14 protein-coding genes are annotated in these 14,888 nt (G+C 69.6%); 10 read left to right on the forward strand and 4 right to left on the reverse strand.

Going from position 1 to position 14,888, the window contains the following annotated elements; genetic code table 11:
- Window positions 1-57: 57 nt before the first annotated feature.
- Entirely contained in the window at window positions 58-1,533 is a 1,476-nt protein-coding gene (locus BJ964_RS09180; RefSeq protein ID WP_188120282.1) for a calcium-binding protein, read from the reverse strand.
- 182 nt (window positions 1,534-1,715) lie between these two features.
- On the opposite strand from BJ964_RS09180, the gene BJ964_RS09185 reads away from it, so the two are divergent.
- From BJ964_RS09185 to BJ964_RS09210, 6 genes are all read left to right on the forward strand, one after another.
- On the forward strand, window positions 1,716-2,036 hold the full coding sequence (locus BJ964_RS09185; protein ID WP_188120283.1) for a hypothetical protein: 321 nt from the start codon (window positions 1,716-1,718) through the stop codon (window positions 2,034-2,036).
- 62 nt (window positions 2,037-2,098) lie between these two features.
- Window positions 2,099-2,350, forward strand: coding sequence for a hypothetical protein (locus BJ964_RS09190; RefSeq protein WP_183224106.1), 252 nt, complete (start codon window positions 2,099-2,101; stop codon window positions 2,348-2,350).
- Window positions 2,351-2,381: 31 nt separating this feature from the next.
- Window positions 2,382-4,013: an AAA family ATPase gene (locus BJ964_RS09195; RefSeq protein ID WP_229806983.1), complete on the forward strand. Its 1,632-nt coding sequence runs from the start codon at window positions 2,382-2,384 to the stop codon at window positions 4,011-4,013.
- A complete protein-coding gene (locus BJ964_RS09200) occupies window positions 3,943-4,533 on the forward strand; it encodes an AAA family ATPase (RefSeq protein WP_262479589.1) in 591 nt (196 codons plus the stop codon). The genes BJ964_RS09195 and BJ964_RS09200 overlap by 71 nt, the downstream gene beginning before the upstream one ends.
- Window positions 4,526-5,194 carry a hypothetical protein gene (locus tag BJ964_RS09205; protein WP_188120285.1) on the forward strand — a complete coding sequence of 223 codons (669 nt, stop codon included), beginning with the start codon at window positions 4,526-4,528 and terminating at the stop codon, window positions 5,192-5,194. Before BJ964_RS09200 ends, BJ964_RS09205 begins: the two co-directional genes overlap by 8 nt.
- The gene (locus tag BJ964_RS09210; RefSeq protein WP_183224100.1) at window positions 5,191-5,538 is read left to right on the forward strand and encodes a hypothetical protein; all 348 of its coding nucleotides are present in this window, start codon (window positions 5,191-5,193) and stop codon (window positions 5,536-5,538) included. The genes BJ964_RS09205 and BJ964_RS09210 overlap by 4 nt, the downstream gene beginning before the upstream one ends.
- 62 nt (window positions 5,539-5,600) lie before the next feature.
- On the opposite strand, the gene BJ964_RS09215 is transcribed toward BJ964_RS09210, so the two are convergent.
- Complete coding sequence (locus BJ964_RS09215; RefSeq protein ID WP_188120286.1) at window positions 5,601-6,821, reverse strand: calcium-binding protein; 1,221 nt, start codon at window positions 6,819-6,821, stop codon at window positions 5,601-5,603.
- 164 nt (window positions 6,822-6,985) lie between these two features.
- On the opposite strand from BJ964_RS09215, the gene BJ964_RS09220 reads away from it, so the two are divergent.
- Entirely contained in the window at window positions 6,986-8,611 is a 1,626-nt protein-coding gene (locus tag BJ964_RS09220) for an Eco57I restriction-modification methylase domain-containing protein (protein WP_188120287.1), read from the forward strand.
- Window positions 8,612-8,657: 46 nt separating this feature from the next.
- Here BJ964_RS09220 and BJ964_RS09225 read toward each other — a convergent pair whose 3' ends face one another.
- On the reverse strand, window positions 8,658-9,905 hold the full coding sequence (locus BJ964_RS09225; protein ID WP_188120288.1) for a glycoside hydrolase family 16 protein: 1,248 nt from the start codon (window positions 9,903-9,905) through the stop codon (window positions 8,658-8,660).
- Between the two features lie 279 nt (window positions 9,906-10,184).
- On the opposite strand from BJ964_RS09225, the gene BJ964_RS09230 reads away from it, so the two are divergent.
- Together BJ964_RS09230 and BJ964_RS09235 are read left to right on the forward strand one after the other, a co-directional pair.
- Window positions 10,185-11,261, forward strand: coding sequence for an LCP family protein (locus BJ964_RS09230; RefSeq protein WP_188120289.1), 1,077 nt, complete (start codon window positions 10,185-10,187; stop codon window positions 11,259-11,261).
- Between the two features lie 71 nt (window positions 11,262-11,332).
- A complete protein-coding gene (locus BJ964_RS09235; protein WP_188120290.1) occupies window positions 11,333-12,403 on the forward strand; it encodes a calcium-binding protein in 1,071 nt (356 codons plus the stop codon).
- Window positions 12,404-12,448: 45 nt separating this feature from the next.
- Here BJ964_RS09235 and BJ964_RS09240 read toward each other — a convergent pair whose 3' ends face one another.
- A complete protein-coding gene (locus tag BJ964_RS09240; RefSeq protein WP_188120291.1) occupies window positions 12,449-13,435 on the reverse strand; it encodes a hypothetical protein in 987 nt (328 codons plus the stop codon).
- Between the two features lie 158 nt (window positions 13,436-13,593).
- Between BJ964_RS09240 and BJ964_RS09245 the strand changes: the two genes are divergently transcribed.
- Window positions 13,594-14,862: a chitinase gene (locus BJ964_RS09245; protein WP_188120292.1), complete on the forward strand. Its 1,269-nt coding sequence runs from the start codon at window positions 13,594-13,596 to the stop codon at window positions 14,860-14,862.
- Window positions 14,863-14,888: the final 26 nt, after the last annotated feature.

The following is a 14,888-nucleotide window of genomic DNA, read 5'->3' on the forward strand; positions in this document are numbered from 1 at the left end:
ATCTTACGAACGGGAACGTGATCCGGTTCGCGCGTGCGTCGATATGGCGGACGGCGGTCAGAACTCGCAGCTGACCAGGGTGTCGCCGGGGGACTCCCGGCAGCCGTCGCCGCGGGTGCCGTGCGGGCCGCCGTCGAGCAGGTCCACCGTGCCGGTGGTGTCGCCCTGTTCGTGCAGGTCGTCGTCGCCGTCACCGCCGTAGAGGCGATCGAGGCCCGCCTCGCCCTGGAGGAAGTCGTTCCCGGCATAGCCGGTGACGATGTCGTTGCCCGCGCCGCCGGTGATGTAGTTGTCCGCGGCATTGCCGGTGAGCCGGTCGTTGCCCGCGCCGCCGTAGATGTTCTCCACATCGGCGCCCACGCTGTCGTGCTCGCCGGCCAGACCGTCATCGCCGGTCGCGCCGTCGAGGTCGACGCTCACGGCTGCGGTGTAGCTGTGGTAGCTGACAGTGTCGATACCGTCACCGCCGGCCAGGAAGTCGGAAGCTGCCGTGGCGGAATCGATGTCGCCATACATGTCGTCGTTGCCTGCACCACCGTAAAGCCGGTCTCGACCCTGGTCACCACCCATCTGATCATCGCCACCGAGCCCGATCAGCACGTCGTCGCCGGCCAGACCGCCCAGGAGGTTGCGGCTTCCGTTGCCGGTCAGGCGGTCGGATGCCTTGCCGCCGACCAGAGACTCGACGTCGGCGCCGATGGAGTCGCGCTCACCGGCCTGACCGTCGTCACCCGTAGCGCCGTCGAGGTCGGCGGTCACCGGCTTGACCCGTTCGGTGTAGGCGACGTGATCCAGACCGGATCCACCGGACAACAGGTCGCTGTCCGTGGTGTAACCCCAGTTCTGGTCCAGGACATCGTCACCGCCCTCGCCGTAGGACCGGTCGTTGCCCGGCCCATCGAAGAGATAGTCGCTGTCAGCCCCGCCATACAGCACATCGTTGCCGGAATATCCACGAATATCGTCGTGCCCGTCGCCGCCGTAGAGACGGTCCGCGCCGTCGTGCCCGACCACGACGTCGTCCCCGGGACCGCCGCTGACGACGTCGTTGCCGACGTTGCCATTCATCGTGTCGGCACCACCCTGACCCCAGATGCGGTCGGCTCCGCTTCCGCCGAAAAGACGGTCGCCCCGTGGTCCGCCGGTAAGACGGTCGGCACCGCTGCCCCCGTCAGCGCTCAGGCCGACATCGCTGCGGTTGTCCACCGAGTCGTTGCGGTCGTAGGTGTAGACCTGCACTCGCGCCGGACCCTGCGCGATGGTGCACCGCACCCGCGTCCTGTCGCCTTGGACCGCTTTACAGCCCTTGCCGACAGCAAGGGTCACGACATCGTCGATCATCACGGTGTTGCCGCTGCGGCTGATCACGACCCGGTTCTGGTCACCGCCGGCCGCCTTGTACTGAACCTTGGTGGTCTCGACGACCTGGACGATGCCTGTGGACGCAGCCTGGGCCGGCGATGCGAGCATCCCGGCGGCGACGGTCAGCATGGCAGACAGGCCGGCACGAACCGACCATGAGGATTCCAGCACGTCGCCTCCCGTATGAACACGCGCGGCCCGTGATCGTAGGACGGATAGGTCCCGTCCTCAATCCGTGACCTTGAAGCCGGCCTCATCCGAACGTCGATGATTCGCCACCCGTCCGGGTACGAATTCATGGTGATCTCAATGTGCGACGTGAATAGCCGGGAACCTGTCCGCCAGACAGGGGCATGGCCCAGTACTTCGATTTAGTCATCCGTTGCCCGGCGTGCATCGCCGACGGGCGGGACGGCGGATTGCCCGGTTACTGGTATCACCATCAGTGCGGCGGTGGACTCCAGATCGGCGACGACGCCAACTATCAATGCAAGAGCTGCTTTCAGCGCCACCATGTGCGCAATTGGCGGTATGCCTGCGAGCAGCACGAATCGGATTTCCGGGCGACCACCTCGGCCCATCTGGCCAACGCCGTGTCGACGGCCGGCCAGCTCACCAGCGTCGCCGGCCGCCGCTGGCTGATGACCTTCCTGGAAAACCTCGGCGACTGGTGATCACTTATCACCGCCTCTACTTCCGGTGCCCGGCATGCGTCGGCAGCGGTATGCGAAGCACCGTGGCCAGTTACTGGTACCACGACTGCGGCGGGCCGTTGGAGCTCGGCAGCAATGCGGCGATCCGCTGTACGAGCTGCTGGGAGGAGAGCCATGTATCGAATTGGCGCTATTCGTGCAGCAACCACAGCGGTGACTACCGCGCCACCAATTCCGCGCTGTTCGCCAGCTCGATGAGCATGTCCGCCGCCCTCGTACAGGCCGGTGGCCGCCGCTGGCTGATGAGCGTGCTGACCAACCTCGCGGACTGGTGAGGGCGATACAGAAAGGGGCAGTGCATTGCGAGTGGCCGAACCCGGCGTCGTCCTGACCGCCGTGCCGGAGGAGCCGCGGCATCGCGGCATGCATCTGGCCGTCGTGGCGGCCGACGTCGCCCCGCGACTCGGCGTCTCCGGCGGGCACGACGACCGCGCACCCCGGTACGTCCGGCTGGTGAACCCGGCCACCGGAGCGGCCGGATACGCCCGCCTGCACACCGGCGAGCACCTCGCGCCGGGCATCGTGGCGGTGCAGGGATACATCCTGGACAACGCCGGAATCACCGCCGGCGAGAACGTCCGGGTGGAGCGGTGGGATCCGGAGCGGGACGCCCGGCCCGCGACCGAGGTGACGCTGACCCGGGTGGCCGGTCTCCCGGCCGGCCGGGTGCAGGCCGGCGGGGTACGGGTACGCCTCACCGACTCCGGGCTCACCTTCGTGCCCGGCCACCGGTTCTCGCTGCCGGCCGGCGGGGCGGACCTGACCTTCGAGGTGGTCGCCGCCGACCCGCCGGACGTACCGGTCCGGTGCACCCCGGAGACCGTGCTGACCCTCCAGGACGCCACCGGCCCGGACACCGCCGACCGCACCACCGGCCGCCCGGAGGCCGCGGAGGACGTCTTCGCGGACATCGGTGGCCTGGACGCGGCGATCCGGCGGATCACCGAGCTGGTCATCTGGCCGGCCGAGCAGCCGGAGCTGTTCACCCGGCTCGGTATCGGCGCGGCCCGCGGCATCATCCTGCACGGCCCGCCGGGCACCGGTAAGACCCTGCTCGCCCGGGCCGTGGCCAAGCGGATGGGTGCGCACTTCTTCCTGATCAACGGCCCGGAGGTGATGTCCAAGTTCTACGGTGAGGCCGAACGCCGGCTGCGCGAGGTGTTCGCCGAGGCGGCCGAGAAACAGCCGAGCGTGGTCTTCATCGACGAGCTGGACTCGATCGCGCCGTCTCGGGACCGGGTCTCCGGCGACCTGGAGGTACGCCTGGTCAGCCAGCTGCTCACGCTGCTGGACGGGTTGCACGGCCGCGGCCAGGTGGTGGTCATCGGCGCCACCAACCGGCCGGCGGCGATCGATCCGGCACTGCGCCGGCCGGGCCGCTTCGACCACGAGGTGGAGATCGCCGCACCGGATCAGGCCGGGCGCCGCGACATCCTGCGGGTGCACAGCCGTGGCACCCCGCTGGCCGCCGGTGTGAACCTCGACGACCTGGCCGAACGGACCGTCGGGTTCGTCGGCGCCGACCTGGCCAGCCTGGTGCAGGAGGCGGCGTTCGCGGCGGCCCGGCGCCTGATGGGTGGCGGTCTGGATCCGGCGTCGCTGAGCCGCGCCGAGGTGGGCCCGGACGACTTCGCCGAAGGGCTGCGGACCGTGGCAGCCGTCGGCGTTCCGGCAACTGCGCCCGGCGCTCAGCGGACCCGACTGGGACGATCTGACCGGCCTGGAGGCCGCGAAACAGGCCCTGCTCCAGCTCGTCGACTGGCCGCTCACCCGGCGGGAACGGCTGGCCGGGCTCGGCGTGGCCCGGCCCGGCGCGCTGCTGCTCACCGGACCGCCGCTCGGCGGCAAGACCGGCCTGGTCGGGGCGCTGGCCCGGCGGATGTCGGCGACGCTCCTGCGCCTGCCGGCGATCGAGCTGCTCAGCCCGTGGGCGGGTGAGGCCGAGCGGATGATCCGCGACATCTTCGTGAAGGCCCGGCAGACGTCGCCGAGCATCGTGCTCATCGACGATCTCGACCGGCTCACCGCCGGCGATCCCGACCTGGTCCGTCGCCTGCTCGCGCAGGTGGACAACGAGATGACCCAACTGACGTACGCCACCGCGGCCTCGGTGATCGTGACCGCCCGTACCGGGGGCCTGCCTCCGGCGGTCCGGCACGACCCGCTCTTCTCCGACGTCGTCGAGCTGGGCCTGCCGTCGTCCACGGAGATCCGTACGGTCGTGCAGCGCCGCCTCGCCCCGTACCTGGACGGGGAGGTGACCGCCGACGAGCTGGCCGCCGAACTCCGCGACCGTTCGATCGGCGAGGCGCTGCGGGTCTGCGACGACGCGCTGACCGGCGCGCTGTGGGACGAGCCGGATCACCCGGTCGTCCGGAAACAACACCTCATCACGGCTCTCGACCGTGCCACACACACCCGTACCACCAGTCCGGAGGAGGACGAGCTCAGTGTCTGACATCCCCAACGGAGGTCGCCGTCAGGTCGCGCCACGGCAGACCATGGAATCGCCGAAGCAGGTGACCCTCCAGTTCCTCGACGACACCTGGGAGCGGCTGCTCAACTCGCTGGAGCGGCTCGAGCAGGTGAGCGAGGGCTACCGCAATCTGACCGCCACCCGGCTCGACCAGCACCCGGACCGGGACCGGATCACCGAGTCGGAGCTGGACGTCCGCTGGGAGGTCCACCTCCAGATCAAGAGCCTCGAACGGATCATCAAGCCGGTCATCGAGGACGCGGAGTGGATGATCGCCGACTTCCTGCGCTGGTTCGGCGGCCGGGCCCGGCGGCCACTCGCGGTCACCGACGAGTACGCGGTACCGGTCCTGCACTGCGTCATGGACCACCCGTACGAGCTGCCGGATCTCGACGAGGTGGTGCCCACCGAGAGGGACATCCTGGACGCCGCCGAGGCGCTCGGCCGTGGCCTGCACGAGTCCGACAAGATCGAGGAACGGTTCCTCGCCGACTCCGGGCTGGAGGCCACCCGGCACCTCCACACCCGCGCCCACAGCCGCAGCAGCGGCCTGGTCCGGCTCAGCGAACTCAACCGGAAGCTGGCCGTGCACCTGGCCTATCTGATCGACCACCCCCAGCCCGCGAAGGAGGAACCCAGATGAGCCAGTACGACACCCAGGTTCCGGAAGCCGAGTGGTTCAGCCTGGTGATGCGCTGCCCGGCCTGCCTGTCCGAGCAGAAGGAACCCGGCCCGGCGGCGCAGTGGTTCCACGCCTCCGACGACGGGTTCGTGCAGGTGGGCAGCAGCGCCCAGTACCGCTGCACGAGCTGCCGGTGCGTCGAGCACGTGAAGAGCTGGCGGTACGCGTGCGAGGCGCACCAGACCGACTTCCGCCCCACCTCGTCGGCGCACCTGGCGAACGCGCTGTCCACCGCCGGGCAGATCACCAGCGTGGCCGGCCGGCAGTGGATGCAACGGTTCCTGGAGAACCTGGGCGAGTGGTGAGAACGGCGAAGGAGCCGGGGCGGGCCCGCCACCGGCTCCTTCGTGTTCGTCCAGGGTGCGATTTAGGCCGGCGGGGCGGCGAGCAGGGTCTCGCAGCCGACCTGGACGTTGTCGGTGACGTTGGGGATGTAGCAGGTGTCGCCGGGCGTCTCGGTCACGTTCTCGCCGGCGAGGATGACCTCGCGCCCGGTGCTGGACCCGGCGGGCTCGGCGTAGAGCCGGTCGTCGCCGCCCTCGCCGCTGAGGTAGTCGCCGCCCAGCCCGCCGTAGACGGTGTCGTCGCCGTCCCCGGCGTAGACGGAGTCGGCGCCCGAGCCGGTGTGGATGACGTTCGCCTTGGCGTCGCCGTAGATGAAGTCGGCGCCCGAGTGACCGACCAGGTTCTCGATCCCGAAGAGCATCTCGTACTCGGTCTGGCCGCCGATCGAGTTGTGTACGCGGCCGTTGCCCCGGTTCGGGGTGTACGCCATGTTGATGCTCAGTTCCATGCTCGCGCTCAGGTACGCGTAGCTCGCAACGTCGGTGCCCACACCGCCGTCGACCACGTCGTCGCCGGTACCTCCCTGGAGGTTGTCGGCACCGCCCTCGCCGTTCACCGTGTCCTTGTCGGAACCGCCGTTGAGCACGTCGTCGCCGTCTCCGCCGAACAGCTTGTCGTCGCCCGCGCCGCCGCTCAGGCTGTCGTTGCCGGCCTCACCCCGCAGGGTGTCGGTGCCGTGGTCGTCGATCAGCGTGTCGTTCCCCGCGCCGCCGGCCTGCGTGTCGTCACCCCGGCCGCCGACCAGGATGTCGTTGCCGTTCTGCCCGGCGATCGAGTCACGGCTTTCCAGGCCGTAGATGCGGTCGTTGCCATCGCCACCGAAGAGGGTGTCCGCCCCGGTGCCGCCGGTGATCGTGTCGTCGCCCGCGCCACCGTTGACGGTCACCGGGACGCCGCCACCGACCCGGGTGACGAAGGTGTCGTTCCCGTTCTGCAGGTAGACCTTGAGCGACTTGACGTTCTTCGTGGCGGTGCACTTGACCTTGGTCTTGTCACCCTTGACCGCTTTACATCCGGCGCCCGCCTTGACGGCGACCCGGTCGTCGATCGTGATCGTCCGACCCGAGCCGCTGACCACCACGGCATTGGTGGCGCTGGTCGCGGCGACGAAGGTGACCGTGGTGCCGGACACCTTCGCCACGCCCGTGGCGGCGGCGAAGGCGGACTGGCCGGTGAAGGCGACCGCCGAAGCGGAGGCGACCAGCACCGCAGCCGCCCGGGGCAGCCAGATCTTGCGTCTCATGTCGAACTCCCCGTGGAAATGGCGACGTCGCGTCGGGACGATACCGTTTCGTCAATTGGTATGCCATCCCCTTGATCGCCGGATGCCCGCCTCCATCGAGGCCGCTCCGGTCACGCCTAGACTGGGCCGGCGCCCGAAGACCGATCGGCCAGGGGAGATCCACGGTGAAGCTGGCCAGTGAGGTCTCCGCCGACAAGCTGCGGGGCGGCTTCTACTCGCCGGCCGGGCTGGTCCGGGTGTGCCTGGAGCGGGTCTCCACACTGGCGACCGGCACCGGTTCCCTTCGGGTGCTGGAGCCCAGCGCCGGCGACGGGGCGTTCCTGCGCGGCATCGTGGCGCATCCGCTTCGCGAGCGGGTCGGCGACGTGGTGGCCGTGGAGATCCTGGAGCCCGAGGCGGCCGCCTGCCGGGACGGCGGCGCGGCTCTCGGCGAGAGCCTGCACGTGCATCACGGCAGCTTTCTGGACGACCACGTCCAGCCGGCGCCGTCCTTCGATGTGGTGGTGGGCAATCCGCCGTTCGTCCGCTTCCAGTTCGTCGACGCCGACGAGCGGCGCAAGGCGGAGGCGATCGCCACGCGGCTCGGCGTGGCCCTCAAGGGCGTCTCCAACCTGTGGATCCCGATCCTGCTGAAGGCCGTGTCCTGCCTGCGTACGGGCGGGGTGTTCGCCTTCATCCTGCCCGCCGAGTTCCTCACCGGGATCTCCGCCTCGACGGTCCGGGACTGGCTGCTGGCCCACACCACCGAGCTGCGGATCGACCTGTTCCCGCCGAACTCATTTCCGGCGGTGCTCCAGGAGGTCGTGGTGCTCAGCGGACGGCGGCTCGACGTCTCCGCCGGGACGGCGAACCTCACCGTCTTCGACCACAGCGGGGATCGGCCGGCCTGGAGCCATCAGGTCCGTCCGGGCACACCCACGTGGACGAACTTCCTGCTGACCCCGGCCCAGGCGGACGCGTACACCGGCGCCTCCCGGTTGGCGGGCTGCATCGGCCTCGGTGGCGCGGTGCGGTTCAGGGTGGCCACGGTGACCGGCGCGAACGACTTCTTCTCGGTGGACGAGGCGACCGTGGAGCGGTACGAGCTGGAACCCTGGGCCCGGCCGCTGCTGCCCCGCATCCGTAACGCGCCCGGCCTGGTCTTCACCCAGAGAGATCACGACCGGATCCTCAGCGAGGGCGGCAAGGGCCGGCTCCTGGACTTCGCCGCCACCGCACCGGACCCGTCGGAGGTGTCCGGCCCCACCGGCTACCTCGGCCTGGGTGAGCGGGATCTGCTGCACGAGCGGTACAAATGCCGGATCCGTACCCCGTGGTACCGGGTTCCCGTGGTCGCGCCCGGGGAGCTGCTGCTCTCCAAGCGGTCGCACCTGTTCCCGCGGGTCGTCCTCAACACCGTGTCAGCGGTCACCACCGACACGATCTATCAGGGCCGGCTCACCGCGGCGTACGCGCGGCGGGGCCGGGCCGTGGCGGCGTCGTTCCACAACTCGCTGACCATCCTGAGCGCCGAGATCGAGGGCCGTAGCTTCGGCGGCGGGGTGCTGGAGCTGGTGCCCAGCGAGGTGGCCCGGCTGCGGATCTTCGTGGCCGACGAGCTCGCCGAGGACCTGGGCCGGCTGGACGCCATCTCCCGGTCCACCGATCCGGACAAGGACAGCCTGCTGGTCGAGGAGACGGACCGGCGGCTGGCGAAGGCGGTGGACGGCCTGGACGACTCGGTTCTCGCCACCCTCGCGGACGCCCGTCGCACGCTTCTCCAGCGCCGTCTGGACCGGAACCGGTCCTGATCCTTCCGGTGGGAGACCGGGTCACCGATCTCCCACCGGGGACGGATCAGGCCCTGGCCCACTTCTGGTTGGCGGTGCCGCCGCAGTCCCAGAGCTGGAGCGGGGCGCCGTTGGCGTTGTTCCATCCGGTGATGTCGACGCACCGGTTCGCCGAGATGTTCACCAGGTCACCGGCGGCCGACAGGGTGAACCGCTGGACCGGGTTCCCGTTGCAGGTGACCAGCTGGATCGGGGTGCCGTTGGCCAGCGCGCCGCCGGCCGGGTCCATGCACTTGCCCATGGCGCGCAGGGTGCCGTCGCTCGCGAAGGTCCACTGCTGGGCGGCGGAGCCGTTGCAGTCGTACATCTGGAGCCGAGCGCCGTCGACCGCGTTGGCGCCGGGGATGTCGATGCAGCGGCCGTTGAAGTTGCTCTTCAGCGCGTTGCCGGTGGCCGGCGGCGGCGTGGTCGACTCGTTCCAGGCCGAGACGCGCACGTAGTCGACCAGCATGGTCTGCGGGAACGAGGTGCTCGCGTCCGGGCTGCCCGGCCAGTTACCGCCGACCGCGACGTTCAGGATCATGAAGAACGGGTGGTCGAAGACCCACTGGTTGCCGCCGAGCGAGGCCGGGGTGACGCGGAAGTACTCGGCGCCGTCCAGGTACCAGACGATCAGGTTCGGAGACCATTCGACCGCGTACGAGTGGAAGGCGTCGCCGAGCGGGGCGCCCAGGGTGCGGCTGCCCCCGATGGAGGCGCCGCCGGAGTAGCCGGGCCCGTGGACGGTGCCGTAGAGCTTGTTCGGCTCCTTGCCGACGTTCTCCATGATGTCGATCTCGCCGGACTGCGGCCAGCCGACGCTGCCCAGGTTGTCGCCGAGCATCCAGAACGCGGGCCAGATGCCCTGGCCCTTCGGGACCTTGATGCTGGCCTCGAACCGGCCGTACTTCTGCGTGAATTTTCCGGACGTGAGGATCCGGCCCGACGTGTACTGACAGGTGCCGTACCAGCACTGGTAGTTGGCGGGGTTCTCCTTACGCGCAGTGATCGCCAGGTGACCCTGGCCGTCCTGGCGGACGTTGCCGGTGGAGTTGGTGTAGTACTGCAGCTCGCTGTTGCCGAAGCCGCCACCGCCGACGTCGAAGTTCCACTTCGATCCGTCGATCGCCGCGCCGGACGCGCCGTTGAACTCGTCTGACCAGGTCACCGGGCCGATGGCGGCGTCCGCCGTGTCTCCGCGGGACGTGATGGTCAGGGTTCCGGCGAGGGTGAGCGCGACGGTCGCCGCGCTGAGGAGGGCTCGTAACTTCCGCATGGGGATCCTCCGGGGGAGAGGGAACCTGAACTTTATTTGTAACAATCTTTAAAGTTCGATCGCTGTCAGTCAATGCCGACGGGTTCCGGAACCACCGGATAACAGGAAACGCACAGCGACCTTCGGTGAACCATCGACAGGCCCGTGCCGTGGAATCTCTCAGATAAGGTGTCACCCGCCGCATCGCCCACATCGAGGTTGGAGACAGGGTTGCCAAAGTCCGCGAAGCGCCGCACACCCCTGTGGGCGCGGCTGTGTGCCAGTGCCGGCTGCGCACTCATGGTCGTCAGCGGAGGGACCATGGTCACCGGCCAGGCCCTGGTCTCCAAGTACACCGGCGGGATCACCAACAACGACCTGCTCGACAACGGTGCGGCGCAGGCGGCGCCGGCCAACAAGGAGATCAAGGGCCCGCTGACGATCCTGCTGGTCGGCATCGACCCGCGGAAGCCCTCGACGCCGCCGCTGTCCGACTCGATCCTGATCGCGCACATCCCCGCGGACATGAGCACGGCCTACCTGTTCTCCATGCCCCGCGACCTGTACGTGGACATCCCTGCCGACTCGAAGTCCGGCGTCCGCGCGCACAGCGGGAAGATCAACTCGGCGATGGCGCTGGGCAGCCAGGTGAACGGCAAGATCGACGTCGTCAACGGCTTCCAGCTGCTCTCCAAGACGGTCCGCAACTACACCGGCATCGACAAGTTCGACGCCGCGGCGATCATCAACTTCGGCGGCTTCAAGAAGATGATCGAGGCGCTCGGCGGCGTCTCCATGGTCATCGACATGGACGTGAAGTCGGAGCACCTGACGCCCGAGGGCAAGCAGCGGCCGCGTAAGTCGAGCTGCCCGGTCACCAGCGACTGCCCGCACCCGTACACGGGCCCGCAGGCGTCCTACAAGAAGAGCACCAAGCCGGTCCGGCTCCAGCCGTGGCAGGCGCTCGACTACGTGCGGCAGCGCTACCCCAACGCCGGCGTCCCGATGAGCGACTACGACCGGCAGCGCCACCAGCAGCAGTTCATCAAGGCCATGGCCAAGGAGGCGATGAGCAAGGACGTCATCACCGACGTCGGCAAGCTCACCAAGATCCTGGACGCGGCCGGTGAGTCGCTCACCTTCGCCGGCGGCGGCAGCGACCCGCTCGAGTGGGCGATCGCGCTCAAGGGCCTCAACGTCGACGACATGGCCACCGTCAAGCTCCCCGGTGGCGGCAAGTTCGAGTCCGACGGCGACTACCTGGGTGAGGAGTTCCGGCCGGCGACCACGGCCGACGACTTCTTCAAGGCCGTCCGGGAGGACCGGGTCGCCTCGTTCCTGCTGGACCACCCCGGCCTGGTGAACAAGGACAGCTGACCCGCGGCGGCCCGTTGCATCGATGTGTTTCCCTGTGTGATCCCGGTCTCGCTATCACGAGGTGAACTCACATGCGACGATCCACCAGATTTGGAGCCGTCCTCTTCACATCCCTGCTCGGCGGCCTGATCGTGGCCGTGCCCGCGGAGGCCGCCGCCGCCGGTAACGCCCGGGTCTCCGGGACCCGGGTGTTCTACACCGCCGCGAAAGGCGCGCAGAACCGGGTCGTGGTGACCCGGTCCGGCAACCGGATCACGATCGACGACCGGGTGGCGGTCAAGGCCGGCCCAGGCTGCAAGGCCGTCAAGGGTGACCGGACCAGGGTCGTCTGCCGCATCAGGACCGCATCGACCCGGATCCGGATCTCCACCGGCGATCGGGCCGACACGATCGTCAACCGGACCGGTCTCGGCATGACCGCCGACGGCGGGACCGGCGGCGACACGATCAGCGGCGGGCCGGGCGAGGACATCCTCCGCGGCGGTTCCGGCAGCGACCGGCTGTACGGGTACGGCGCCAGCGACGTCCTCTACGGCGGCACCGGCGCCGACCGGCTGAACGGCGGCGCCGGCCAGGACTTCCTCCGCGGCCAGTCCGGCGACGACGTCCTCCTCGGGTCGAGCGGCGACGACTTCCTCACCGGCGAGCTCGGCGCCGACCGCCTCGACGGCGGCAGCGGCAACGACTCGCTCCTCGGCGACGAACCGGGTCTGGGCCGGGTGTCCGCCGATGTGCTGCGCGGCGGGCCGGGCCGCGACTCGGTCGTCTACGCGAACTACCGCAACGGCGTCACCGTCGACCTCGACGGCTCGGCCCGCGACGACGGCCAGGCCGGCGAGCACGACACGGTCGGCGCCGACGTGGAGGACATCTACAGCGGCGACGGCAACGACCGGCTGACCGGCAACGCCTCCGCCAACCGCTTCGACGGCGGCTTCGGCGACGACGTGCTCCGCGGCGGCGCGGGCGACGACGTGCTGATCGGCCTGGACGGCCGGGACAGCATCTACGGCGAGGCCGGCGACGACGAGATCGGCGACTTCGACATGGACGGCGACCTGCTGGACGGCGGCACCAACGCCACCCTCGGCGACCGGTGCGTGGTCTCCGGCCCGGACACCACGGTCGACTGCGAGCGCTGACGACCCGGGGAGGCGGCTACGGCCGCTTCCCCGGTCCAGCGTCGGTCAGCGCTCGCAGTTGACCGAGGTGTCGTCGTCGCCGGGCGCCACGCAGGTGTCGCCGGCCGCGCCGTTGTCGCCGCCGTCCAGGAGGTCCACGTCGTCGTCGTGTCCGGCGTCCAGGTGGTCGTCGCCGCCGAGGCCGTGGATCTGGTCGGCGCCGCCGAAGCCGATCAGCGTGTCGGCGGCGCCGGTGCCGTAGAGGCGGTCGTCGCCGTCGCCGCCGTACAGCGTTTCGGCGCTGAGGATGGTGTCGCCCTCACCGTTGCGGCCGTCGTCCCCGCGTACGCCGTCGGAGTCGGCGCTGATCCCCTTGGTTCGGTAGGTGTAGTAGACCGAGTCGGTGCCGTTGCCGGCGGAGAGCCAGTCCGCGTCCGAGGCGGTGGTGTCGCGGCCCTGGATGTGCAGGTCGTTGCCGTCGCCGCCGTACTCCCGGTCGTTGCCGGTGCCGCCGTCCAGCCCGTCGTCGCCGGCGCCGGCCACGAGCAGGTCGTGGCCGCTGCCGCCGTAGAGCTGGTCGGCACCGCCCTGGCCGTAGAGGCGGTCGGCGCCGGTTCCGCCCTGGAGCAGGTCCGTCCCGGAGCCGCCGATCAGCGTGTCCGTCCCGGAGCCGCCGAGGGCGAACAGCGGCACGTTGCCGCGGTTGGTGACCCGGTCGTCGCCGGAGCCGAGGAACACGGTCACGCCTTGGGTCTCCTTCGGCGTACACCGGACCTTGGTCTTGTCGCCCTTGACCGCCTTGCAGCCCTTGCCGGCCCGGACGGTGACCCGGTCGTCGATGGTGACCGTGCGGCCGGATCGGGTGACCACGACGGCGTTCCGCCGGCCCGGTCCGGCTTCGAAAACGATCTGCCCGGGGTCGCCCGGCTCGGCGTACTGCACGTACACCCTGCCGGTGGTCGCGGCCTGCGCCGGCGCGGCGAACACGCCGACCGCCGCCGTGGTGCCCATCAGAGCCGCTCCGAGCCTGCTCAGCCATATCGTCCCGGGCATCCGCGCTCCCTCTTCAAGATCGGTGCACGGATGGTAGATCACCGTCGCAACCTTCGACGGATCGAGATTTAAGGATGTTTAAGGTCGACACACTCTTTACTTTTACTGTTAACAGTCCTAAAGATTGGAGAATCCCCAGATCACTCGAAAGGACGCCGATGAAGCGCTCCCGATCGGTAATCCTCGCAACGGTCACGGCGCTGGTCGCCGGCGGCGCGGCGACCTGGTTCTCGGGCGAGGCCTCGGCCGCCGCCGCCTGCGCGCCCACGTGGAGTCCGACCGCCGTGTACGTCAACGGCAACGTGGTCTCGCAGAACAGCCACAACTACACGGCCAAGTGGTGGACGCAGAACGAGTCGCCGGCCGTCCGCAGTGGTCAGTGGGACGTCTGGGCGGACAACGGCGTCTGTGGAGGCGGCACCACGCCGCCCACGACGACGCCGCCGACCACCACCCCGCCCACCACGACGCCGCCCACCACCACCCCGCCGACGACCACTCCCCCCACCACGACCCCGCCCAACGGCTCGCTGCCGAAGCACTTCCTCACCGGCTACTGGCAGAACTTCGACAACGGCGCCGCGCCGCTCAAGCTCGCCGACGTCCCGGCCACGTACGACCTGATCGCGGTCGCCTTCGCGGACGCCACCGCCACCCAGGGCGCGGTCACCTTCAACCTCGACCCGGGCCTGGCCGGCGCGGTCGGCGGCTACACCACCGCCCAGTTCAAGGCGGACATCGCCACCCTGCACTCGCGGGGCAAGAAGGTGGTCATCTCGGTCGGCGGCGAGAAGGGCACGGTCGCCGTCAACAGCACGGCCGCGGCCACCGCGTTCGCCGACTCGGTCTACTCGCTGATCCAGACGTACGGGTTCGACGGCGTCGACATCGACCTGGAGAACGGGCTCGACCCGACCTACATGGCGAGCGCGCTGCGCAGCCTGCGGGCCAAGGCCGGCGCGAACCTGATCATCACGATGGCGCCGCAGACCATCGACATGCAGAACCCGCAGTCGTCGTACTTCAAGCTGGCGCTCGACATCAAGGACATCCTGACCGTCGTCTTCACCCAGTACTACAACTCCGGTGCGATGCTCGGCTGCGACAACAACGCCGCGTACGGCCAGGGCACGGTCAACTTCCTGACCGCGCTGGCCTGCATCCCGCTGCAGAACGGGCTGCGCCCGGACCAGATCGCCCTCGGCCTGCCGGCCAGCACCCGGGCCGCCGGTGGCGGCTACGTCGCCCCGTCGGTCGTCACCAACGCCCTGGACTGCCTGGCCAAGGCCACCAACTGCGGCACCTTCCGGCCGCCGGCCACCTACCCGGGCATCCGCGGTGCGATGACCTGGTCGATCAACTGGGACGTCACCAACGGCAACGCCTGGGCCAACACCATCGACCCGCACCTCGCCACTCTCCCCTGAAACTGGACTCCCCCATGAAACTCAGC

The sequence above is a fragment of the Actinoplanes lobatus genome (genome assembly GCF_014205215.1).
Classification (GTDB): domain Bacteria; phylum Actinomycetota; class Actinomycetes; order Mycobacteriales; family Micromonosporaceae; genus Actinoplanes; species Actinoplanes lobatus.